This window comes from Jiella marina (assembly GCF_024359545.1).
In the GTDB taxonomy this organism is placed as follows: domain Bacteria; phylum Pseudomonadota; class Alphaproteobacteria; order Rhizobiales; family Rhizobiaceae; genus Jiella.
The window spans coordinates 61619-84937 of the sequence record NZ_JAKQZG010000015.1 but is presented as its reverse complement, the minus strand read 5'-3'; the positions used below and the strand labels follow the sequence as shown (position 1 = coordinate 84937).

Sequence of the window (23319 nt, the reverse complement as noted above, 5' to 3'; positions counted from 1 at the left end):
TCTATTGCACTCATTACGTTTCCTCCAAACACCCACCCGCCAATTTGGCATTATATCAAATCTATGAAGGCTAGGTTGGTATCTCGGCATTTCACTTAGGCGAGCGCTGTTCGACCGCCGCCTTCATGTCTCTCAACATAAATAGGCAGACTCAAAAAAAACGTCCACTGGTGTGACGATCATGCAACACTGCAACATAGAAGGTCGCCTATTTCTTTTGTGGCTTTCGTAGTCGAATTGCGAGGGACGCGGTAAATGGCAATTGAGCTTCTTATGGCCACCATAAGGGCTCTTATCAGTCATTGGAAACCTGAGGTCGCGACCCTCAGGCGGAATACCGAATTAAGGTTAGCCAAACCACTGCGTTGCCAAGAAGGCTTGCAGGAGCCGAACTGACAAGGTGTGCGGGTAAGATCTAAACGATACAGCGACAAACGCTTTTATCGAAGTGAATGGAGCGGGTAGCGGGAATCGAACCCGCGTATTCAGCTTGGAAGGCTGCTGCTCTACCATTGAGCTATACCCGCACGCGGCACTCGGCTGGATCCTTATAGCCGATTTCGATGCGATGGTGGAGGGGGCTGGATTCGAACCAGCGTAGGCTTAGCCAACGGATTTACAGTCCGTCTCCTTTAACCACTCGGACACCCCTCCGATCACCACGAAAACGGCGAACCGTTCCCTTCAATCGCAACGTCCGGCTCGACCTTGCGGCCCTCCAGCGTGTCCGAGCGGCCTTATGAAAGGCGAAAGGCCATCTGTCAACGCCGTCTTGGCAGTCATCGTCATCAAAATCACCGCCCGTTTCGCTCTTCCCCTGCCGATCGGGCTTCGCTAAGCGAATGGCATGACCGACGACACCGGAACGCCCAAAGACGCCCATTATGCCCGGCTGCGTCGCGCCCATCGCGACGCCAAGCGCGCGAGCGGCGCGGCGCAGCCCAAGGCCTCACCGAAGAAGACCGCCGGCAGGCCGCCGAAACCGGGCCGGATCTGGCTCTATGGCCTCCACACCGTTTCCGAGGCGCTGAAGAACCCGAATCGGAAGCTTCATCGCCTTCTTGCAACACGTAATGCGCTGGGTCGTCTCGACACCGCTGAATCCGACATCCCCTGCCCGGTGGAGATGGTCGAGCCGCGGCAACTCGCGGAAGAACTGGGCTCGGAAGCCGTCCATCAGGGCGTGGCGCTCGAAGCCGATCCATTGCCGGCGATGGATTTGCGTGAACTTCAGGACGCAAGGCTCGTCCTTGTCCTCGATCAGATCACCGACCCGCACAATGTCGGCGCGATCCTGCGCTCGGCGACCGCTTTTGCCGCCGATGCCGTGATCAGCACCACGCGGCATTCGCCCCAGGAGAGCGGCGTCCTTGCCAAGGCGGCATCCGGCGCGCTGGAGCATGTGCGCCAGATCGAAGTCCGCAATCTGGCGGAAGCGATCGAGGAGTTGGCGGAACGCGGTTTCCAGACGGTCGGCCTCGATTCGGACGGAGAAGCCGGTTTCGAGGCAATACTCGCCGAACAGCGGATTGCCATCGTTCTCGGTGCCGAAGGAAAGGGCCTGCGCCAGAAGACCCGAGAGACGGTCTCGGCACTCGCCCGGCTCTCGATGCCGGGCGCGATTCGCTCTCTGAACGTCTCGAACGCCGCCGCGATCGCGCTCTATACGGCGAGACGGCATCTGGGAAGCTGAGGCGAGCGAGCCCTTTACGCCTCAGACATGGCGAACCGATCGCGGCCAGGAGAATTCGGACCCTTCAATTTGCGCAGTCGAGCGCTATCGCTTCCGGCAATACGCGACACTCTTCCAAGCGGAGCGCTCATGGCCGGAAATTCCATCGACAACGCCTTCACCGCCCCGCAGGTCCTCGGGGCCGCGAGCGATCCGACCTATGCCGGCGCCCTCTCCTTCATGCGGCGACGCTTCACCAAGGATGTGTCCGGCTCGGACGTGACCGTCTGGGGCGTTCCGTTCGACAGCGCGGTCTCAAACCGGCCCGGTGCGCGATTCGGCCCGCAGGCGCTGCGTCGCGCCTCGGCGATCTTCGACAACGACCCGCAATATCCGTTCGAGCGCGATTTCTTCGAGGCGCTGGCCGTGGTCGACTACGGGGATTGCCTTCTCGACTATCGCCTGCCGGAAACGGCGCATGAGGCGATCCGGAAGGAAGCGGCTCGCCTGCTCGCCGACACGGGCTTTCTCCTGACCCTCGGCGGCGATCACTCGATCACCTATCCGCTCCTCCAGGCTCATGTCGAACGCCACGGGCGAGTCTCGCTCGTCCAGTTCGACGCCCATCAGGACACTTGGCCGGTGGCCTCCCGCGAAGATGGCGGCCTCCGCGTCGATCACGGCTCCTTCGTCAAGGCGGCGGTCGAGACCGGCCTGATCGATCCCGCGACATCGATCCAGGTCGGGATCCGCACCCATGCGCCGGAGACCTGCGACATCGCGATGCTGGGTGGCGCCGATCTGGAGGACATGACCAGCGCCGAAATCGCAGCGGCGATCTACGAGCGCACCGGTGGGACCAATGTTTACCTCACCTTCGACATCGACTGCCTCGATCCCGCCTTCGCGCCGGGGACCGGAACGCCCGTCGCGGGCGGCCCGTCGAGCGCCAAGATGCTTGCCGTCCTGCGTCACCTGAAGAATCTGCAGCTCGTCGGCGCCGACGTGGTCGAGGTCGCACCCGCCTACGACCACGCCGACATCACCGCCATCGCCGGATCGAGCGTCGCAATGTATCTTATCGGCATTCTGGCGGAGAAGAAGGCGGGCCAAGGCTAACGGTGGTTCCTGACGCCAGGCAATGCCTCTGTGTGAGCCCCTGTCACGAATCTTGACTGGCACCGCGGCATGATTTCGCCCACCTGCCAGTGCACCAGCGAATCACGATCAATCCGACAGACCTGAAAAAGCCATGCAGCCGATTCCCTTCATCGACCTTCAGACCCAACGCGACCGGATCCGCGAGAAGGTCGACCGGCGTATCGCCACCGTCCTCGATCACGGCGCCTTCATCATGGGGCCGGAAGTCCGGGAATTGGAGACGGCTTTGTCACTCTTCGGCAGCATGCAGCACACGCTGAGCTGCGCCTCCGGCACCGACGCGCTGACCCTCCCCCTGATGGCATGGGGCATCAAGGAAGGCGACGCCGTCTTCTGCCCGAGCTTCACCTTCGCAGCGACCGCCGAGACCGTCGCATTGCTCGGCGCGACCCCTTATTTCGTCGACGTCGACGAAACCACGTTCAACATGGACCTCGACAGCCTCGAAGCGGCCATCGCCGAGGTAAAGGCCGAGGGCCGGCTCAATCCGCGCGCCATCATCGGCGTCTGCCTTTTCGGCCAGCCGGCTGACTATCCCGCCCTGCGTCGGATCGCTGACAAGCATGGGCTGAAGCTCATCGCCGACGCCGCTCAGGGATATGGCGGTACGATCGACGGGGCCATGGCAAGCCGTTGGGCAGACGTCGTCTCGACGAGTTTCTTTCCGGCCAAGCCTCTCGGCTGCTACGGTGACGGCGGCGCCGTCCAGACCAACGACGCGGAGCTCGCCGCGGTCATGACCTCGCTGCGTGTCCACGGCCAGAACCTGGAAGACAAGTACGACAACATCCGGATCGGTATCAACGGCCGCATGGACACGATCCAGGCCGCGATCCTTCTGGAAAAACTGGCGATTTTCCCCGAGGAAATCGAGGCGCGGGGGCGCATTGCCGCGCGCTACTCGCAGAAGCTCTCCCACGTCGTGAGGACGCAGGCCCTGCTGCGGGATGCCGTCTCGACCTGGGCGCAATACACGGTGCGGCTGCCCGAAGGTACCGACCGCGCCGCGGTGGCGGCCAAGCTCAAGGATGCCGGCATTCCGACGGCAATCTATTATCCCAAGCCCCTGCATCGGCAGACGGCCTATGAGCACTACCCTGTCTCGCGAGGCGAATTGAAGGCTTCCGACGCAATCTCGAAGGACGTGATCAGCCTGCCGATGCACGCCTATCTCGACGAAGAGACGCAGGATTACATCGTGGAGACGCTGACCGGCGTGTTGGCGCGCTGACCGCACGGTCTCGACACCGCGTCAGAATTCGTTAAACCCCCGCCGACGTATCTCGCGCTGGCCCTGCTGCGCGCGAGGCGGAAACTCTCGACGGAGGCGGACATGGCCGAAAAGCTCAGGATCGGCGTTCTTGGCGCGAGCGGATATACGGGTGCGGACCTCGTGCGCCTCGCCGCCCGCCATCCGAACATGGAGATCGTCGTCCTGACGGCGAACAGCCATGCCGGCAAGCCGATGCGCGCCGTCTTCAAGCATTTCGCCCACCTGCCTCTGCCGGATCTCGTCAAGGTCGAGGATGCCGACTGGGGCGCCGTAGACGCGGTGTTCTGCGGTCTGCCACACGGCACGACCCAGGCCATCACCAAGACGATCTTCGGCCAGTTTCCGAAGGTGAAGATCATCGACATGTCGGCCGATTTCCGGCTGCGGGACGCCTCGGTCTACCAGCAATGGTACGGCATCGAGCACGCGGCGACCGACATTCAGAACGAGGCGGTCTACGGCCTGACCGAGATCTATCGCGACAAGATCGCCCATGCCCGGCTGATCGCCTGCCCCGGCTGCTATCCGACCGCGGTCCTTCTCTCCCTGATCCCGCTCGCGAGCGCCGGGCTGATCGACGTGTCCGACATCGTCATCGACGCCAAATCCGGCGTCTCCGGCGCCGGGCGGGGCCTGAAGGAGAACACGCTGTTCTGCGAGGCCGGTGAAGGTCTTTCCCCCTATGCGGTCGGCCAGCATCGCCACATGCCGGAGATCGAGCAGGAAATCGCGGCCGCAGCCGGCCTTTCCGATCTCAGGCTCAACTTCACGCCCCACCTCATCCCGATGAGCCGGGGCGAACTCTGCACGAGTTATGTCCGGCTGGCCAAGGGCCAGACCGCCAAGGACCTGCGCCAGCACCTGATCGAGACCTTCGCCAAGGAACCTTTCGTGACGGTGGCGGACGAGGGTGTGCTTCCGCAGACCCAGATGGTCCGCGGTTCGAACTATGTGGTCATTAATGTGGTGCCCGACCGGATTCCCGGCCGGGCGATCGTCATCTCGACGCTGGACAATCTGGTGAAGGGCTCAGCCGGCCAGGCGGTGCAGAACTTCAACGTCGCCTTCGGCATCGAAGAGACGACGGGGATCGAACAGCTGCCGCTGTTTCCGTAAGCCCGCCGCCTCGCTCGCTCAGCTTTCGCCAGAGGCGAGGTACCGCTCCAGGAAGTCGGTAAAGTCCGCCCAGGACTTGGTGTCGGCGACCTCCTGATAACGGTCGGAACCGAAGACGGTGAAGGCGTGCGGAGCGCCGGAATAGATGTCGAGCTCGTAGGTTATGCCGGCATCTTCGAGTGTTTTCGCAAGCGTGGCGGCGTCCTCGATGGAGATCGAGGTGTCAGCGCCGCCATGGGAGATCAGGATCGGCGGCGTGTCGTCCGGATAGCTCTGGCCCTCCGGTGTGGAGAGGCCGCCATGGAAGGTCGCGTAGCCCGTGACGTTTTCGGCCTGCCCTGATCGAGCGAGTTCGAGAACCGCCGCGCCGCCGAAGCAATAGCCCATGACCACCGCCATATTCTCGTCGGACTGGCCTCGCGCCGCTTCGAGACCAGCGAGGATGCGGGTGCGCATGGCTTCGCGATCCTCGTAGAGCTTGCCCGTCTCGGCCTTCTTGGCTTCGGTCGTCTCCGGCCGGTTGCCGGCGCCGTAGAGGTCCAGCGAGAAGGCGTCGTAGCCCATCTCGGCCAGCATGTCGGCGCGGGTGCGCTCGTAGTCGGTCAGCCCGTCCCAGTCGTGAATGACCAGCACGAGGCCCTTGGCGTCGCCCTCGGCAGGCGCGTAGTAGCCTTCATACTCGCTGCCCGCGGCGGAATAGCTCACCATCTCACCGGCCGACGCCATCGTCGCGCCGGCGGCGAGTATCGTCACCGCTGCGCCGATGGAAACTCCCAAGCGTTTCGTCATTTGCCTTGCCTCCTCGAAGATTTCGATGGGGACAAGGCTAGATAGGCGAGAGCGTGTGGAAACCGCCCTCGCCTCTTTGCACCGGTGATGCGGCGATCAAAGCTTCGTGCCCGCCCCGTGAAGACGAGCCGTCAATCCAGCGGCTGCGTCCAGAACTGCATCGGCTTCTCGCTCTCGTCCGTCTCGCCGATATCGCGCCAGCTCATATGCGAGACGAGACCCTCGACCCGCCGGTAGCCGCGCTTCTGCCAGAAACCGTCGAGCGGGCGATAATCCACCGGCCGCGCCGGGTGGTCGGCCGGGCGCACCACGCCGCAGAATGCCGCCGTGCGATAGCCGCCGTCCCGTCCCGCGGCCTCTCGGGCATCGAAGAACCGATGGCCGACGCCCAGCCCGCGATATTCCGGCAGGAGCACGGATTCGGCGAGATAGAAGACGCCGGCTGGGTCGATCCCATGATCGGCGAAGGCTTGCGACAATTGCGGCTGGTGATCGCCCAGCGGGGCTGCCGTCGCCGCGCCGACGATTTCCCCCTCGGCGGTGCGGGCGAGCACCGTCATCGCACCGGGGGATTCGGAATAGGTCGCGAGATAGCGACGTTCATAGTCCTCGTCGCCCTCGTAGAGATAGGGAAAGGCGCGAAACACCACGATGCGCAGGCGCGCCAGATCGTCGAGGACGGTCTTGATCTCCTCGCCCTTCAGGACGGGAAAGGACAGGGTGGGGGTTTGGTCGCTCATGCCGTCGACACCGCCGCGATCCAGGCCTTGAGATTGTAATAGGTGGTGACCCGGGCGATCTTGCCGTTCTCGACCGAGAAGAACTGGCCGGCGGGGATCGAATAGGCCTGGTTGGAGGCTTCCGGCAGGCCCGGCGCCGTCTCACGATAGCGGCCACGGACGGTGAATTCCGCCGCCGCGCGGGTGCCGTCCTCGGAGGCGAAGACGACGATGTCGCCGAGCTGCTCGTCGTAGTGGCGGGCCATGGTGGCGATGAAGCTGCGGAACGGGTCGCGGCCGATCTCCCGGCCGCCCTCGTTCACGTCATGGGCGACGTCCTCGTCGAGACAGGCGAGCATGGTGTCCACATCGCCCGCGTTGAAGGCGTCGAGATAGCGCGTGATCAGCGCATGCGTGTCGGCTTGGGTCATCGGATCTCCTCGGGCGCACGGGCGGTCGTCACCGGCCGAACCATCCCGCTCCGATTTCCAAACCCGCGCAGACCTGTCAACCGAATTGCCGCTTCACCTTGGTGATCGCCTTCTCGAAGGCTTCGTCCGGCACGAAGAAATCGGCCATCGGCACGCCCTCCTCCGGCCCGTATTGCGAAAAGTCCGTCACGCCCTCTTCCATGAGGAGGAGTTCGTCGATGAAGAAATTGCCGGAGCATTCGCGCGCCGACCGGGTCAGAATGGCATGGGCCGCATCGGCCATGATCTCCGGCGAGCGGCTCATCGCGGCCATGGACGCGCCGCCCAGGACGTTGCGCACCGCCGCCGTGTCGATCACCGAAATCGGCCAGAGCGAATTCGCGGCGATGCCGTCCTTCCTCAACTCCTCGGCCAGGCCAAGCGTGACCATCGACATGCCGAACTTCGCCATGGAATAGGCGATGTGGCCGGCGAACCATTTCGCCTTCATGTCGAGCGGCGGCGACAGCGTCAGGATATGCGGGTTGTCCGCCTTCTTCAGATGCGGGATAGAGAGCTTGGAAACCAGGAACGTGCCGCGCGCATTGACCCCGTTCATCAGGTCGTAGCGCTTCATGTGGGTCGAGACCGTATCGGTCAGCTGGATCGCCGAGGCGTTGTTGACGACGATGTCGATCCCGCCGAACCGCTCGACCGCCTGATCCACAGCAGCCTGAACCTGTGTCTCCTCGCGGATGTCGCACAGAACGCCAAGCCCCTGCCCGCCAGCCTTCTCGATCTCCTCGACGGCGGTGTGGATCGTCCCCGGCAGCTTGGGATGCGGCTCGGCGGTCTTCGCCGCCACCACCACATTCGCCCCGTCCCGCGCGGCCCGCAGCGCGATCGCCAGCCCAATCCCGCGCGACCCGCCGGACATGAAGATCGTCTTGCCTTTGAGTGTCTCGGCCATGGCGGCGCCCTCCCTTTGACGTTTACGTCAATGTGGACCGGAGATAGGGTGGTGGCAAGAGGCGTTGAGAGGATGCCGGCTTTGGTCGAAGTCAAGCCGCCCGAGCCAAGGCGCCCACGACTTCTCCCGCACAGGGGGGGAAGGTGCCCGTAAAGCGGATGAGGGTTCATTCTACCGCCTGAGAAGGCTGGCCGCAGATGGCGCGAACCCGTCGATGCGCCCCTTTTAGAGCGACGGACATGAAATGAGAATCGAAGGTTTGCAAGTTTTCTGAAGGGTGATTCACTGAGACAGGAGGTGGATCATGGGCCGCAGCTATTCGATGGATCTTCGTGAACGTGTGGTCGGGCGCATTGCGGAGGGACATTCCCGTCGCTCGACGGCGCGGCATTTCGGTGTGAGCGAGAGCTTCGCGATCAAGCTGATGCAGCGTCATGATCGCGAGGGCTCGGCTGTCCCACCGCGGCAGGGTCGGCCACGGGGCAGCGGCAAGCTGGAGCCTTTCGAGACCTTTCTGATTGGCGAAGTCGAACGCCAACCGGACATCACGATGCCGGAACTGGCAGCCAGACTTCTGGAGATTCATGGGATGACGGCCGACCCGGCCGTGTTGTCGCGCTTTCTGTGCCGCCGCGGCTTCACATATAAAAAAATCGCTGATGGCAGCGGAGTGCGCACGCGCAGACATTCGTGACGAGCGACGCGTCTGGGTCGACAAGCGCCAGCCACGGATGCGGCTGCAGCCCCATCGGTTGGTCTTTATCGATGAAACTTCGGTCAATACGAAGATGACCCAATTGCGTGGTCGAAGCCGAAAGGGCCAGAGGCTGCGGGCCAAGGCACCCTTCGGCCACTGGGGCACGCAGACCTTCATCGCCGGCCTGCGTTGCGACCGTCTGACGGCGCCCTGGGTGCTCGATCAAGCCATGAACCGATCCGTCTTCGATACCTATGTCGAGACCCAGCTCACCCCCACGCTCAGCAAGGGCGACGTGGTCGTCCTCGACAATCTGGCGGTTCACAAAAGCGCAAAGGCGGCAGCGATCCTGAAGGAAAGAGGCGCCTGGTTCCTCTTTCTCCCACCCTACAGCCCCGACATCAACCCGATCGAGATGGCCTTCGCCAAGCTCAAAGCCCACTTGCGCAAGGCAGAAGCTCGGACCTTCGACGCCTTATGGCGGATCATCGGCGACATCTGCGGTCTCTATGACAAAGACGAATGTTGGAACTACCTCACAGAAGCAGGATATGCGTACGGTTAAGTGTCCGATGCTCTAGCCACCAACACCGAACAGCTTCAACACAGGACCAAGGAAACCGAACATCGAAGGAACCTGCTCGGCGAGTCTCCCCAGACTTAAGCCGCAGCCGAGAAGTATCCCGCCGACCGTCCAAGAGACAGCCTTCTTACGTGCCTCCGTTCCCGTTTCCCGAGCGAGACGAGCCAGTTGCTCGGGTCCGTGCCTGACCGCGATCTGCGCAATTGAGCGCAATACGTTCGAAAGGCTTTGGTAAAAGCCATACGCCGTTTCAGGATTATACACCGGCGCATCCAAGAGCGCCTTGTTGAGAAAGCTGATCGGGTCCGAAACCGACGAGTCGATTACATCATTGGCCTCCACAAGCGCTTCGACGAGATCCATCGTTTCCGCCTCGGTATCAGTTTGGGAGAGCGCCCGCAGTTCGGCATTTTGTGCACCGCGGATGTACTCCTCCCACTCTGGAAACTGCTTCAGAAACAGATCCAGATTGACCACAAAGCCTGCGAACCGACCGGCCGCATCTTCAAGCAGTGTTTCATCCACCCGCGCTGCCATCTGAGCGAGGACATTCGTCCAATATCCGGCACCGACCACGTTCATAGTCTGCAAATCGATGCCGAGCTCGTTGATCAACTGATCAAAGGACGTTGTAGCATCAGGCATTTGTCCGCTTATCCGTCCCCGAAGCCAATCGGCTTCCGTGCGAAGGATCCCATGAATTGTCGCAACGCTAGCATTCTCGGTAGAAGGCGGATGGACCAGACGCAGGACTCTGCCGTCTGAAACGACAGTCTCGACGGGCGCGCGCTCTTGGGGTGGGATCTCGACGTCGGACGTTAGTCCAGGCGGCTCGTAGCCGATCGAAGCGTAGATGGCTCGGGACACTCGTCGAATACGCCCTTCACTCGTCAGCGTGTTCACGCGCCCCCGAATTGAAGACCGCGGTCCTGTAAAGCCGGCCTCTCTACACGCAGCCACGATTTCATCGAGCGAATATTCACGAAGCTCGGACTGCAGAAGACTGAAGATAAACTGGGACAATGTCGTGTCGTCTGGAAGAGATTCATCCTCACCACCATCCTCGACCTTCACCGTCCCACGACGCCTTTCGACGATCGAGGCGATGGCCGCCATCACGTCGTCGGGATGACGATCCCAGAAGTTATTCGATTGGCGCACGATCTCGAGGTCCGCCGCCTCGCCAAAGGCGCTGAACGGCGTTTTAAACGGATGCATTGGAAGCAGCGCAGAATACCATTCCGCCCAAAGCACCCAAGAACTGGCACGAATGTTTGGGTCGTTCGAATAGGATTCTAGCGCAGATAATACCCATTCGGGTGCTATGCGGCCGCCATCGAGCGCTATCGTGTCGGCGCCAGTGCACAGCGTGCTGTGCTCATCTGCAGGCCAGAGTGGCGTATTGAGCAGGTCTCCCGCATTCCCGCCTTTATCAATCCAGCGCGCCTCGATTTCGACAGCCTTCCAAGCGGCGGTGCCAGCGGCGACATCGGCGGCGGCGGCGGCCGCATAGGCAGCGGCGTACGCAGCGGCGGCGGCAGCTGAGGCGGCTCTGGCGGCAGCAGCTCTGGCGGCGTCGGCGGCGAAAGCGGCTCTAGCAGCTGCAGCGGCGGCGTCGGCGGCGGCGGCGGCGGCGTCGGCGGCGTGGGCGGCGAAGGCGGTGTGGGCAATGGCGGCTCTGGCGGCGTAAGCGGCGGTGTCGGCGGCAGAAGCAGCGGCTTCGGCCATTTCGTGGATCGGATATTTGCGCGCAGCCCACGAGATGATCAGACATCGTGCACTAGTTAAGGTCAATCGAATCAGGTCATCGACATAATGCTTCCGCGTCCGACGGTAGACATGTTCACCCAGCACAAGCGGAAAAACCCGCAAAGCGGCACGAACCGCCATGACCTGCGCGACATCATTCGGCTGACCTTCGAGCCAGCGTTTAAAGCTTTCTTGGTCTGTAATTTCTTCGCGTTCGGTCGCAGCCACGCCATCCCCTTGCCTCTGTCAGTCAGAATGCAATGCCGGGTAGTTATGTGGCAAGGGCTGTCGCAGCCGGATATCTAAGATGGCCGGAGTTCGCGGTTCGATGGCGCATCAGGCGGACTGCTAAATCAGCCGAGGGCAATCCGCCCCATGGCACCAATTTCCCCGCTACCCCTCGAAGACCTGATCGCCCTGTTCATCGATCACCTGCTCGGCCTTGCGGAAGGCGAAGGTCGCCGCCTCGTCCTTTGAGGAAAACAGATCGGCGCGGACCAGGCGGTGGGATTTGGTCTCGCCGCCGATTTCCTTCTGGATCAGGGCCGAGAGGCGGAACTGGCCGCCTTCGGGGATCGGCGTGGCGTGGATGGTGAAGCCCTTGTAGTCGCGGCTGTCGGTCGGAGGCGCCTCGCCGGACTCGCCGGTTGCCCCGGCACTCGGGCCGCCAATTCCGAACAGCTTCTTCAGGATGGACATCATACGCCTCGTTTTCTCCGTCGACCGGTCAGCTATGGCCGGAGAGGCGAATGGCGAGGCCCGGCACGAAAAGTGCGGCGAGAGTGGTGTCTGGCAGAAGATCCGCGATGCGGCGGTAGCCGGTCGGTGTCGGCTCGCGGAAGACGCGGGTTTCGAGCGTTGCTGCGTCGATCACCCAGAGCTCACGGATACCGAAACCGGCATAGATCATGGCCGTGCGGCCGCGATCATAGGCAAGACTGGAGGCGCCGATCTCGATCGCCAAGAGGCAGGTCGCACCGTTCAAGCCTTCGAGACCGACAGATTTCTCATAGACGACGAAATCGGGCTCGAGAAACGTGTCGTCAGAGAGGCGAAAGGTGGTTTCGGGCGTGAATGCCAATGGCGCGGGGAGCTGTCTCGCCAGGTCCATGTTGAGGAAGGTCTTGAGCCGCTCGTGGCTGATCCCCTTGGCGGACATCGGCACGAGCTCTCCGCCGATCAGTTCGACGCGGTCATGCTCGTCCATGATGCCGGCGGCGACCATCGCCTCGATCTCGGCGACGGTGAACGGGCGACGCAGCATGCCTTCCGCGGCCTGGGTGGTGGGGGGTTGAGGCGACTCGGCAAGATGATCGGGAAGCGCGCTCATGCCGCGGGCCTTCGCAACAGGCCACGATCTCGCATGTCCATGTAGAGGGCGATGGCATCGAGGTCGAAACCATGCGGCCAGACCGGATTGCCAAGCTCGAGGAAGACACGCGCGAACTCTGTCTCGTCCTTCAGCGGTCGAACCATCGGCGCGTCGGAAGCGACGAGATCGGCCAGGGAAAAACGCCCCTCCTCGCCTGTCGAAAAGCGAAGTTCCAGGACGTGGCCCGGCAAGGCCCGCACCGCGAGGACATCCACCATCGGAAATGCCGTGTCACTCATGGCCATCTCCATCGGGACCGGGAATGCGCTCCAGCGCTATCCCGACACTTGCGTTTCGCCAGTTTAGCTCAAGCTGTTCGCGCCGGTCGAGAGCCCATTCGCGGATCATGCGGGTCGCGGTCTTGGGCAGAGCGCCCGCGATGATTTCCCCGTCGGATATGCGCACCAAAGCCCGCGCACGTCCATACTGGGCATGGAAGTGCGGCGGGTTGTGGTCGAAGAAGTACATGCGAATGACGATGCCGTAGAAGACCGCGACTGTCGGCATCGCCTCTGACCCGTCAGCTGTCGAGGAAGCTCCGGAGCTTCCTCGACCGGCTCGGATGCTTGAGCTTCCTGAGGGCCTTGGCCTCGATCTGGCGGATGCGTTCGCGGGTGACCGAGAACTGCTGGCCGACCTCTTCGAGCGTGTGGTCGGTGTTCATGCCGATGCCGAAGCGCATGCGCAGCACACGCTCTTCACGCGGGGTGAGCGACGCGAGGACGCGGGTGGTCGTCTCGCGCAGATTGCCCTGGATGGCCGCGTCGATCGGCAGGACCGCGTTCTTGTCCTCGATGAAGTCGCCCAGATGCGAATCTTCCTCGTCGCCGACCGGCGTTTCGAGAGAGATCGGCTCCTTGGCGATCTTCAGGACCTTGCGGACCTTTTCGAGCGGCATCGCCAGCTTCTCGGCCAGCTCCTCCGGCGTCGGCTCGCGGCCGATCTCGTGGAGCATCTGGCGCGAGGTGCGGACGATCTTGTTGATCGTCTCGATCATGTGCACAGGAATGCGAATCGTGCGGGCCTGATCGGCGATCGAGCGGGTGATCGCCTGCCGAATCCACCAGGTCGCATAGGTCGAGAACTTGTAGCCGCGGCGGTATTCGAACTTGTCCACCGCCTTCATCAGGCCGATATTGCCCTCCTGGATCAGATCCAGGAACTGCAGGCCGCGATTGGTATATTTCTTGGCAATCGAGATCACGAGACGCAGGTTCGCCTCGACCATCTCCTTCTTCGCCTGGCGCGCCTCGGCCTCGCCCTTCTTTACCATCTGGACGATGCGGCGGAACTCGGTGATTTCCAGGCCGGTCTCGGTGGCGAGATTCTGGATCTCCTGGCGGAGCGCCTTGATCCCTTCCTTCTCGTTCTGGACGAATTTCAGCCAGCCCTTGCCGGAGAGATTGGCGACGTGGCGCGTCCAGTTCGGGTCGAGCTCCGAGCCCTGATATTCGCGCAGGAACTCCTCGCGCTTCACATTGTGGGATTCGGCGAGACGCAGCAGCCGGCCTTCATTGCCGACGAGCCGCTTGTTGATGTCGTAGAGCTGGGCAACCAGCGCGTCGATACGGTTCTGGTTGAGCGACAGGCTCTTCACCGCCGTGATCAGCTCTTCCTTGAGCTTCTTGTAGGCGCGCTCCTGGCTGGGCGACAGATTGCCCTGGGCCGCAAGGCGGTTTTCAACCTGCTGGTCCTGAAGCTTGCGCAGCCGGCGATAGCCATCGGCGATCTGGTCGAAGATCGCCATGACCTGGGGCCGGATCTCGGCTTCCATCGCAGCGAGCGACAGGTTGTTCTCCAGATCGTCGTCGTCCTCGTCGTCCTCACCGACCGACTGGCCGTCGCCCTGCCCCTGCGCTTCCCCGCCATTCGCGGCAGCACCGTTCTGGGCCGCGCCATTGGCGGGCACCGAAGCACCCTCGGCAGCGGGCGGGGTCGGCGTCTTCGCCTCGGGACCGGCATAGGTCGCTTCGAGATCGACGATCTCGCGCAACATGATGTTGCCTTCGTTGAGTTCGTCGCGCCAGATGATGATCGCCTGGAAGGTCAGCGGGCTCTCGCAGAGGCCCGCGATCATCGTCTCGCGGCCGGCCTCGATGCGCTTGGCGATGGCGATCTCGCCTTCGCGCGACAGCAACTCGACCGAGCCCATCTCGCGCAGATACATGCGCACCGGATCATCGGTCCGGTCACCGGCCTCGCGCTTGGGCGTCGTGGCGACCTGGGTCGCGCCGGTCTCTGCAACTTCGGTGGACTCAGAGGATTCGGAGGACTCCTCCTGTTCGCCCTCCTCGTCGTCTTCCACGACGTTGATGCCCATGTCGTTGAGCATGGCCATCATGTCCTCGATCTGCTCCGACGTTACATCGTCGGCCGACAGCATCGAGTTCAGCTTGTCCATGGTCACGAAGCCGCGCTTCTTGGCGGCCTTGATCATCTTCTTGACGGCGTCATCCGAAAGGTCGAGCAGCGGACCATCGGGAGCAGTGTCGGTGCGCTCCTCGACCGGCGCTTCGCTTTCTTTGGCCTTTGTCGCCATTCGTCTCATTCTCCAGTTCGCATGCCGGCGGGCGGACCCTCTGGAAACATCGAGGGTTGGCGCCATGCTGCGACGCACACGGCCGCTATGCTAAGACATCTGCCGTTAACGCCGGCTTAACCATGGCACGCGCTTGCTGTTCGCGCGGTGCGGATTTCGCCAGACGGCGCCTCGTAAAAGGCGCAGTTCCGCAATCTTTCAAGCTCAGGAATCGGATTGTTTGTCGTCTCGACCGATCACATATGTTCTGTCAAGCAGTCCGGTGCAATGGCTGCGGCGAATTTGCGAGGTTTTTTAAGGCGAAAAGCCCAAAAGCTCAAATCGCCTTCATCGGCCGCCCGGACAAGAGGCCGAAACCTTCGATGAGAGCCTCGGTGCCTTCGACGCGCTCGATCTCGCTCTTGACCTCCATCATGTGCGCATAGGCTGCCTCGGTCTGCTCTCGCCCGAAGCTCTCCTCGGCAAAGCGCAATTCGCGGCGCAGCGCGAGAAAGCGGTGGTGCAGATGGAGAAGCTGTCGCAAAGCCTGACGCGCGTCCTCCGGCGCCGCCTCGGCAAGGACCGGCCAAAGGCGCAAGGTCCGTACCTTCGCCTCGTAGGTCGAAAAGACGGAAGAGACGCCGTGGCGCGTCAATTCGGCCAGAAGCGCCTCGCGGTCCTGCGGCGGATTGGCGACATGGGCATCGAGAACGGCCGACCGGAGCCGCGCCAGATCGCCCGCCGGCAGTTCCAGATCGGCAAAGACGTCGAACTCTTCCTCCAGCAGGAGCGGATGATTGACGAAGCCGATCACGATCGCGATCTCGCGCATGGAAGGCTCGGGCAGTCGGTTCGAAGCCAGAAGCGGCGAACGTGCCAGCCGATCGGAAACCGCGGCGCGGGTCTGTGCCTGGCCGCGACCATATCCTCCCCCGCCCCCCTGGGGCCTGCCACGTCCCTTCTGACCGCCATCTCGCCGGGATCGGCCTGGCCCGCCCGGAGCCGGCCGGAAAAAGCTTCGCAGCCGCGTCGTCAGATCGTCGAGATAGTGACGGCGGACTGACTCGTCCGCAATCTGGCGAAACATCGCCTTCAGCCTGTGTTCCAGGTCGGCCCGGCGCTCCGGCGTGTCGAAAGTCCCACCCTGCGTTTCGCGCATCCAGACGAGGTCGGCAAGCGGCCGCGCTGCGCGCAGAACCTCGTGGAAGGCATCGGCGCCACCGTCGCGGAGCAAATCGTCGGGATCCTTGCCCTCGGGCAGAAGGGCAAAGCGCAGCGAGCGGCCGGGCTTGAGTGCCGGCAGAGCGAGTTCGGCCGCCCGGTTGGCGGCCTTGATGCCGGCGGCGTCACCGTCGAAACACAGGATCGGCTCCGCCGCCGTGCGCCAGAGAAGCTCGAGCTGGCGCTCGGTCATCGCCGTGCCGAGCGGCGCGACCGCATGTTCGAAGCCCGCCTGCGACAGCATGATCGCGTCCATATAGCCTTCGACGACGATCAGGGTGCCGGCCTCGCGAGCCGCGCGGCGAGCCTTGGCAAGATTGAACAGCATCTCGCCCTTGTGGAAGACCTCGGTCTCCGGCGAGTTCAGGTATTTTGCCTGGGCCTCGGCCGACATCGCGCGGCCGCCGAAGGCAACGACCTGCTCGCGCAGATCGGCGATCGGAAACATGATCCGGTCCCGGAACCGGTCATAGGAGACGGCGATGTCGTCGCCGTGCACGACGAGGCCGGCCGCTTCGACCTCCGCCTTGCCGATCCCCTTTGAGGTCAGATGCTCCTTCAGCCGGTTGCGGGAGTTCGGGGCATAGCCGAGGCCGAAGGCCGCCTGCGTGCGGGGGTCCATCCCCCGGTCGCGCAGATACGCTCGCGCCTTGGCGCCCTCGGTTTCGTGCAGGGTCTGACGGAAGAAGGCGGCCGCTTCGGTCAGCGCGTCCATCAGCGTGCCCCGCCGGGCCTCGCGTTCCTCCGCGGCCGGATCGCGCTCCGGCATGGCGACACCGGCCTCACCAGCCAGCCGTTCGACCGCTTCGGGAAAGGACATGCCTTCGAGTTCGGTCAGAAACCGGAAATGATCCCCCGAGACGCCGCAGCCGAAGCAGTGATAGCGACCCTTGCGGTCCTCGCAGTGGAAAGACGGCGTCTTTTCGCCATGGAAAGGGCAGCAGGCCCAGAAATCCCCCCGGCCCGGGTTCGATTTCTTCCGGTCGAAGGTCACGCGCCGGCCGACGACCTCGGAGATCGGAATCCGGTCGCGGATTTCATCGAGGAAGTGAGGTGGAAAGCGCATGAGCGTTCCATGCCACGAAGGCCGATCGGATGCGAGGGTGAAGTTGCCAGTCCTCCCTCGCCATGCGGTGTCGACCGCAATAGGCTGGCGAGGCTTTCCCAACAGCCGAAGGAGAGGCCAATGCTGCCGGCCCTGACCGCGATCTTCCTGTGTCAACTCGTCGGTGAGGCCATCACGGTCGGCGCCGGCCTGCCGCTGCCGGGCCCTGTGGTGGGGATGGTGCTGTTGTTCGCCGCTCTCGTGATCAGGGGCAAGGTGCCGGGTTCGCTGGCAAAAGTCGGCGACGGGCTGTTGTCGAATCTCTCCCTGCTCTTCGTGCCGGCCGGCGTCGGCATCATGCAGCATGCGGCGCGGCTCGAAGACGAGGCCTTTGCCGTCGGGGGTGCACTTCTTGCCTCGACGCTCCTGACGATCGCGGTCACGGCATTCGTCATGAGCCGGTTCACGCCCCGCCATTCCGGTGGCCAGACGCATGCCGCGAGCAGCAAGGACTGATCGGCGATGGGAGAGACGATTTCCGACATCTGGGTCTATCTTGCGGCCAGTCCTCTCCTGGCTCTGACCATGACGCTCGTCCTGTTCCAGGTGGCGCAATGGCTCTACCGCAAGGCCGGTCGGCCGGCGTTGCTCAATCCGGTCTTTCTCTCGGCGGCGGCGATCGTGGCGATCCTCATCGCCACCGACACGCCCTACCCGACCTATTTCGAAGGCGCGCAGTTCATCCACTTCCTGCTCGGCCCGGCGACAGTAGCGCTGGCGATCCCGCTCTATCGGCAGATCGAACGGGTGAAGGAGAGCGCACTTGCGATCACCGTCAGCCTTCTCGCCGGCTCCCTCACAGCCATGACGACGGCCGTCGGGATCGGCTACCTCCTGCGGCTCGACGCGATCAGCCTCGTCTCGCTCGCGCCCAAATCGGTGACGGCGCCCGTCGCGATGGGCATCGTCGAGAAGCTCGGCGGACTGCCGTCATTGACCGCCGTCTTCGTGATCATCACCGGCATCCTCGGGGGTGCGCTCGGTCCTGTCGTGCTCGATCGGCTGCGGATCTTCGATCCAACGGCGCGCGGCTTCGCGCTCGGCACGGCATCACACGGGATCGGCACAGCAAGGGCGCTGCAGGAAAGCGAGGTCGCCGGTGCCTTCTCCGGCCTCGCCATGGGCCTCAATGCGCTGGCGACGGCGATCCTGCTGCCGTTCCTGTGGTCGCTCTTCGGCTGAAGCGTATCTGACACTACCGGGTCCTCGTCATCAGACGACGCTTGCGGACAAACACAGACTTATCCCCGCCTCTCGAAAACCGGCGATCCTTTGGAAGAAACCCAAATGGGACGCCGCCATGCCGAACGATACCGACCGCCTCGCCCTTCCCTATATTCTTGCCGACCAGGCCCAGAAGCACGTCTCGCACAACGAGGCGCTGGTTCGTCTGGACGCGATCGTCCAGCTCTCCGTGCTGCAGGACGACCTCACCGCTCCGCCGGCCGAGCCGCCCGCCGACGGCGCGCGCTACATCGTCGCCTCTGGAGCGAGCGGAGCGTGGAGCGGCCAGACCGGCACGGTCGCCGTTTGGCAGGATGGCGCCTGGATGCATCTTGCGCCGCAGATCGGCTGGCGCTGCTGGAGCGAAGCCGACTCGGCGCTCCTGGTCTATGGTGACGCCGGCTGGGTGCCTGTCGGACTCAGCGCCGCGGATCTCGGCAGCGGGGCGGTTCAAACCTTCGGCGTCAACACGACGGCCGACGATTTCAACCGGCTCGCGGTCAAGACCTCGGCCGTCCTCATCAGCCATGACGACGTCTCCGGCAGCGGCAATGGCAGCGTGCTGGGCACCTTCAACAAGGAGGCCGAAAGCGACGATTCCGGATTCGCATTCCAGACGGGCTGGTCGACGCGAGCCCTGATGGGGCTTTACGGCGACGACGACTTTCGCATCAAGGTCTCGCCCGATGGCACGAATTTCGCCGATGCCCTGGTCATCGACAAGGACACTGGGTGGATCGGCATAGGCACGGACAGCCCATCAGCTTCCTTGTCGATCTCCGGTGTCGGCGGTTTCGCAGGCCTCGCGATCGAGGACGTCAATGGCGGCACCGCCAATGCGAAGTGGCTGCTGACGTCCTACCACAACCCGGCTACCTCGTCCGATGCCCTGCGGGTGGTCAATCTCGGGACGGGTTTCGGCACCGGCGGTGTGATCGCCGAATTTCGCAAGACGGCGAGCGCAAGTCCGCGCATCGGCTTTGGGGGATTCGCCGATGACACCAGCCTTCTTTCGATCGCCAACAATCTGAACCTTTCGGCCGCCGACGGCGTCAAGAGCTACAATTCGGCCGTCTCGCCGGGCGCCTATTCGACTTTTCTGGCCACGGTCACGGCGACGGCAGGACAGCGAATGTATTCCGGTCGCGGCAATGGCACGGAGACATTCTACGTCATGGGCGACGGGTCGGCGTATCTTGCCGGCAGACTCGGGGTGGGAACCGTGCCGGGCGCCGAGGCGATCCGAGCGCAGGGTGCGATCGCCCATGCCAGCGACAACGCCTACAGCTTCGGCACCGCCGCGCTCAGAGCCTCGGTCGTCTACGCCGCCACCGGAACGATCAACACCTCTGATGCCGCCGAGAAGATCCTGCGCAGCGCGCCAACTGCAGCGGAATTGCGGGCCTGGGCGCGCGTTCGGCCAGCTGTCTTCCAATGGAAGAACGCCATCGACGCCAAGGGGACCGACAATGCGCGACTGCATCTGGGCTATATCGCGCAGGATGTGGCAGACGCTTTCCGCGCCGAAGGCCTCGACCCGGAACGCTATGCGCTCTTCTGTACGGATGCGGTGGTCGAGCGGCGTGCGGTCAGCCGCACCCGAGCGGTCACGCGACCGGTCACGCGGCCAACGACCCGGCGGCGGGAAGACATCGTGATCCGCGAGGGAGTGCCGGTCCTGGTCGTCCACGAGGACATGATGGAGGAGCCCGTGGTCCGGGAGATGCCGGTTCTCGACGAGGCGGGCGAAGCGGTGCTGGATCCCGCCGGCTGTGCGGTGACGTATCCCGTGCCGGAGACGGAAACCGTCGAGATCACCGAAACTGTGGACGTCGAAGTGGCAACGGGTGAGACTCGTTACGGGTTGCGCTACGACCAGTGCCTGGTGCTCGAAGCCGCCTATCTGCGTTGGCGCATCGAGGCGTTGGAAGCCGCGGGGCACGGAGCGCCTGCATAGAGGCGCCCGCCAAGCTGGAGCGTCTACCGCTCCAGCCGCTCGATGAACCAGCGGGTGAGCCGGGTCCAGACCTCGTCCTTTTCGATCTGATCCTCGACACCGTGTTCGAGGTTCGGATTGTCGTTGACCTCGATGACGAAGACACCGTCCTCGGTCTCCTTGAGGTCGACGCCATAGAGCCCGTCGCCGATGCAGCGAGCCGACCGCAGGCCCGCGTCCAGCACATGGGGCGGAGCCTCGCCCAGCGAGAATGCCTTGAAGCCGCCTTCGAGAGGCCGTCCGCCGGTCTCGTGATTGATGATCTGCCAATGGCTTTTCGCCATCAGATACTGGACAGCAAACAGCGGTTCACCGCCGAGGACGCCGATCCGCCAGTCGAACTTCGTCGGCATGAATTTCTGGGCAATGAGAAGGTCGCTGTCCTCCAGCCAGGCACTGGCGAGTTTCTCGAGGCCGGCAAAGTCGTCGACCTTCTTCACCCCGCGCGAGAAGGACCCGTCCGGGATCTTCAGGACCATCGGGAAACCCAGCACGTCGGCCGCTTTCCTGAAGTCCTCACGCCCGGCGATCATGACGCTCGGCGGACAGGCGACCCCGTTCGCCGCCATCAGCTCGTTGAGATAGACCTTGTTCGTGCAGCGGATCATCGAGATCGGGTCGTCGATGACCGGCATCCCCTCCTGCATCGCGCGCCTTGCGAAACGATAGGTGTGGTTCGAGATCGACGTCGTCTCGCGAATGAACAGCGCGTCGAAATTGGCAAGGCGCGGCAAGTCCTTGCGGGTGATCGGCTCGACATCGACTCCGAGCCTTGCAGCCACCCGCGCCCAGTGCTTCAGCGTATCGACGGAGGACGGCGGCAATTCCTCGCGGGGATCGTAGAGCGTCGCAAAAGCATATTTCGCCGGCGTCTTGGTCTTTGCAGCCCGCCATTCACGCGCCGTGTAGCGCTCCATCGCGCTGTTGAGGCGCCGCATCTCGGCGTCGTCCAGCTTGCCGAGCGGAGCGAAGGCGATCCGCCGAATGATCAGGGGCGATGCGGCCGGCTCCAGATGGACTTCCAAGGCCGGGGCGCGAAACCAGTCGAACACCAGCTTGGCGAAGCGTTCGAGCCGCGGGTCCTCGACATAGCCGAAATAGACCCGGATCGGCGAGGCCGGTCGTTCGCCCTTCTCCGTCGCCTTGCGAAGCGCAGCGTCGAGTTCCGGCAGGGCGTTCTCGTAGAGCTTCTTCTCCGACAGGTCGATCATCGTCTCGACCGAAGGAATGATCCGATGACCCCGCGCCTCGGCTAGAAGCGAAGCGTAATAGGCACGGCTCTGATACGCGTAGGAGCGGGACAGGTTGATGATCTTCGGCCGCTGCCCGCGAAACAGAGCGGGCCGTGCGAGATAGTCGCGGCACGTCATCACCTTGTGCGGCGTCGCGCCATTGTCGAGTTCGGACGATCGCCCGACGAGGACAACCCACTGGGACATGACGACGATTCAGCTCCGACGCTTGGACAACATGACCGCCGCCCTCAGGCCCGCCTTGCCGAAGCGGGCCATTCTGTCGAAGGTCTCGTAGGGAACGGGAAGATAGGCCGCATCGGCGATCGATTCGCCGCGCTCGTCCGCCACCCATGGATCATGGACGATCAGATGGCGCCCGTCGTCGCCATGGACGAGCACCCAATGCGGCACCTTCTTGGAGAACATCTGGTAGCCGGAGACGAGGACGATCGCCGTGCCGCCAGCGGCGATCTGTCGGCGCAGATCGTCCAGCGAGAACGGCGAGACGACAACGGGAATCGCGTAGCGCGCCGCCCGGCGGCGAAAATCCTCCTGGGCGAGCGCCATGACCTTCTGCTTCTCGACGCTGCGCACGCTGTCGAGAAACAGATCGCCTGCATGGGAGACGTGAATTGCCGCGTCGAGCCCAAATTCATAGGCGGTCACGGCGAGGCCGTATGGGTCGCATCCCCCGGGCCCCGACATCATGAAGACGGTCGTCGCCTCGCGCCAAAGCCGGATCTCCATCACCGGATCCAACTCGAAGTCCGGCAGGTCACGGGCCATCGCCATCATCAGGCAGCAGGCGCCGCAGGTGAAGTCGGTCGTCTGCTCGTAATAGGGCACGCCCGTCTCGAACGGGCGCGAGCCGCGCAGAGTCTTTTCAAAGCGGAGCGCCGGCATGTGATCGGCGTAATAATCGAGATAGCGTCCGATCGGCCGGTAGCCGGCTGCACGATAAAGGCCGATCGCCCGGGTGTTGTCCTCCCGGACTTCCAGCCGCAAGAGGATGCGGTCGCAGTCGAAGGCCGCCGCCTCGGCCGCGTCGAGCAGGCTCCGCCCTATCCCCCGGCCCGCAGCCTGCGGCGCGACGGCCAGCGAATAAAGCCGGGCAAGACCGGTTCCGCGGCGAAACAACAAGGCCGCATATCCGAGCACCTCCGTCGCATCCTTCGACACGCAGGCGGGGTCTTCCACGACGAGAATCAGCGCGCTGGAAGCACCGATCAGATTGCGGAAGGAGCGACGGGAGATGCGGTCGCTCGTGAAGACCGCGTTTTCGAGGGCGACGAGCTGATCGAGATCGGCGGGAGTAGCGGTCCGAACCCTCGGCGTTGGCCCCGGTTCGGGAGTCGCGCGCGACTCGATCGAAGTGGCGAGGGCCTGGCGCATGTCACGGTTGAGTCCCTGAGCGGTGCGATGGCAACCGCGAATTCGCTCTTATGCATCGAAACCATGGCGAAAGCGATGGCCACTGCCTGACGTCAAGGTTCCGCTCGCCGTTTGCTC

The 23319-nt window shown here is 63.5% G+C and carries 20 protein-coding genes, 2 tRNA genes and 1 pseudogene; 8 read left to right on the top strand and 15 right to left on the bottom strand.

Annotated elements, in window-relative coordinates; all coding sequences use genetic code 11:
* Positions 1–453 precede the first annotated feature (453 nt).
* Both MF134_RS21155 and MF134_RS21150 read right to left on the bottom strand, forming a co-directional pair.
* Positions 454–527 (bottom strand) — tRNA-Gly (locus MF134_RS21155).
* Positions 528–569: 42 nt separating this feature from the next.
* Positions 570–654, bottom strand: a tRNA-Tyr gene (locus MF134_RS21150).
* 193 nt (positions 655–847) lie between these two features.
* Here MF134_RS21150 and rlmB point away from each other — a divergent pair.
* From rlmB to argC, 4 genes are all read left to right on the top strand, one after another.
* Complete coding sequence (gene rlmB / locus MF134_RS21145) at positions 848–1693, top strand: 23S rRNA (guanosine(2251)-2'-O)-methyltransferase RlmB (protein ID WP_255341398.1); 846 nt, start codon at positions 848–850, stop codon at positions 1691–1693.
* A 129-nt stretch (positions 1694–1822) separates the two neighbouring features.
* Positions 1823–2791: an agmatinase gene (speB, locus tag MF134_RS21140; RefSeq protein ID WP_255341397.1), complete on the top strand. Its 969-nt coding sequence runs from the start codon at positions 1823–1825 to the stop codon at positions 2789–2791.
* A 133-nt stretch (positions 2792–2924) separates the two neighbouring features.
* A complete protein-coding gene (locus MF134_RS21135; protein ID WP_304363845.1) occupies positions 2925–4064 on the top strand; it encodes a DegT/DnrJ/EryC1/StrS family aminotransferase in 1140 nt (379 codons plus the stop codon).
* Between the two features lie 102 nt (positions 4065–4166).
* A complete protein-coding gene (argC, locus tag MF134_RS21130) occupies positions 4167–5222 on the top strand; it encodes an N-acetyl-gamma-glutamyl-phosphate reductase (protein ID WP_255341396.1) in 1056 nt (351 codons plus the stop codon).
* 18 nt (positions 5223–5240) lie between these two features.
* On the opposite strand, the gene MF134_RS21125 is transcribed toward argC, so the two are convergent.
* The 4 genes from MF134_RS21125 to MF134_RS21110 form a co-directional block, all read right to left on the bottom strand.
* The gene (locus MF134_RS21125) at positions 5241–6011 is read right to left on the bottom strand and encodes a dienelactone hydrolase family protein (protein ID WP_255341395.1); all 771 of its coding nucleotides are present in this window, start codon (positions 6009–6011) and stop codon (positions 5241–5243) included.
* A gap of 131 nt (positions 6012–6142) precedes the next feature.
* Positions 6143–6751: a GNAT family N-acetyltransferase gene (locus tag MF134_RS21120; RefSeq protein WP_255341394.1), complete on the bottom strand. Its 609-nt coding sequence runs from the start codon at positions 6749–6751 to the stop codon at positions 6143–6145.
* Positions 6748–7161: a ketosteroid isomerase-related protein gene (locus MF134_RS21115; protein ID WP_255341393.1), complete on the bottom strand. Its 414-nt coding sequence runs from the start codon at positions 7159–7161 to the stop codon at positions 6748–6750. The genes MF134_RS21120 and MF134_RS21115 overlap by 4 nt, the downstream gene beginning before the upstream one ends.
* A 76-nt stretch (positions 7162–7237) precedes the next feature.
* Complete coding sequence (locus tag MF134_RS21110; RefSeq protein ID WP_255341392.1) at positions 7238–8110, bottom strand: SDR family oxidoreductase; 873 nt, start codon at positions 8108–8110, stop codon at positions 7238–7240.
* Positions 8111–8414: 304 nt separating this feature from the next.
* Between MF134_RS21110 and MF134_RS21105 the strand changes: the two are divergent.
* Positions 8415–9372: pseudogene (locus MF134_RS21105) on the top strand (IS630 family transposase).
* Between the two features lie 12 nt (positions 9373–9384).
* On the opposite strand, the gene MF134_RS21100 reads toward MF134_RS21105, so the two are convergent.
* The 7 genes from MF134_RS21100 to dnaG all read right to left on the bottom strand — a co-directional run bounded on the left by MF134_RS21100 (position 9385) and on the right by dnaG (position 17316).
* A complete protein-coding gene (locus tag MF134_RS21100) occupies positions 9385–11367 on the bottom strand; it encodes a hypothetical protein (RefSeq protein ID WP_255341391.1) in 1983 nt (660 codons plus the stop codon).
* Positions 11368–11532: 165 nt separating this feature from the next.
* Positions 11533–11838, bottom strand: a complete 306-nt coding sequence (locus MF134_RS21095) for an HlyU family transcriptional regulator (protein WP_255341390.1) — start codon at positions 11836–11838, stop codon at positions 11533–11535.
* Positions 11839–11866: 28 nt separating this feature from the next.
* On the bottom strand, positions 11867–12469 hold the full coding sequence (locus tag MF134_RS21090; protein WP_255341389.1) for a Uma2 family endonuclease: 603 nt from the start codon (positions 12467–12469) through the stop codon (positions 11867–11869).
* Positions 12466–12750 (bottom strand): DUF2442 domain-containing protein, encoded by a 285-nt coding sequence (locus MF134_RS21085; RefSeq protein WP_255341388.1) that lies wholly within the window; start codon positions 12748–12750, stop codon positions 12466–12468. Before MF134_RS21085 ends, MF134_RS21090 begins: the two co-directional genes overlap by 4 nt.
* A complete protein-coding gene (locus tag MF134_RS21080; protein ID WP_255341387.1) occupies positions 12743–13018 on the bottom strand; it encodes a DUF4160 domain-containing protein in 276 nt (91 codons plus the stop codon). Before MF134_RS21080 ends, MF134_RS21085 begins: the two co-directional genes overlap by 8 nt.
* Before the next feature lie 13 nt (positions 13019–13031).
* Positions 13032–15050 carry an RNA polymerase sigma factor RpoD gene (gene rpoD, locus MF134_RS21075; protein ID WP_255341386.1) on the bottom strand — a complete coding sequence of 673 codons (2019 nt, stop codon included), beginning with the start codon at positions 15048–15050 and terminating at the stop codon, positions 13032–13034.
* 316 nt (positions 15051–15366) lie between these two features.
* Entirely contained in the window at positions 15367–17316 is a 1950-nt protein-coding gene (gene dnaG / locus MF134_RS21070; protein ID WP_255341385.1) for a DNA primase, read from the bottom strand.
* A gap of 120 nt (positions 17317–17436) precedes the next feature.
* On the opposite strand from dnaG, the gene MF134_RS21065 reads away from it, so the two are divergent.
* From MF134_RS21065 to MF134_RS21055, 3 genes are all read left to right on the top strand, one after another.
* On the top strand, positions 17437–17811 hold the full coding sequence (locus MF134_RS21065) for a CidA/LrgA family protein (protein WP_255341384.1): 375 nt from the start codon (positions 17437–17439) through the stop codon (positions 17809–17811).
* Positions 17812–17817: 6 nt separating this feature from the next.
* Positions 17818–18537 carry an LrgB family protein gene (locus tag MF134_RS21060; protein WP_255341383.1) on the top strand — a complete coding sequence of 240 codons (720 nt, stop codon included), beginning with the start codon at positions 17818–17820 and terminating at the stop codon, positions 18535–18537.
* A 118-nt stretch (positions 18538–18655) separates the two neighbouring features.
* Complete coding sequence (locus tag MF134_RS21055) at positions 18656–20536, top strand: DUF2793 domain-containing protein (protein WP_255341382.1); 1881 nt, start codon at positions 18656–18658, stop codon at positions 20534–20536.
* A 23-nt stretch (positions 20537–20559) separates the two neighbouring features.
* On the opposite strand, the gene MF134_RS21050 is transcribed toward MF134_RS21055, so the two are convergent.
* Together MF134_RS21050 and MF134_RS21045 are read right to left on the bottom strand one after the other, a co-directional pair.
* Complete coding sequence (locus tag MF134_RS21050; RefSeq protein ID WP_255341381.1) at positions 20560–22014, bottom strand: RimK family protein; 1455 nt, start codon at positions 22012–22014, stop codon at positions 20560–20562.
* Between the two features lie 9 nt (positions 22015–22023).
* Positions 22024–23202, bottom strand: a complete 1179-nt coding sequence (locus MF134_RS21045; RefSeq protein ID WP_255341380.1) for a GNAT family N-acetyltransferase/peptidase C39 family protein — start codon at positions 23200–23202, stop codon at positions 22024–22026.
* Between the last annotated feature and the right edge of the window lie 117 nt (positions 23203–23319).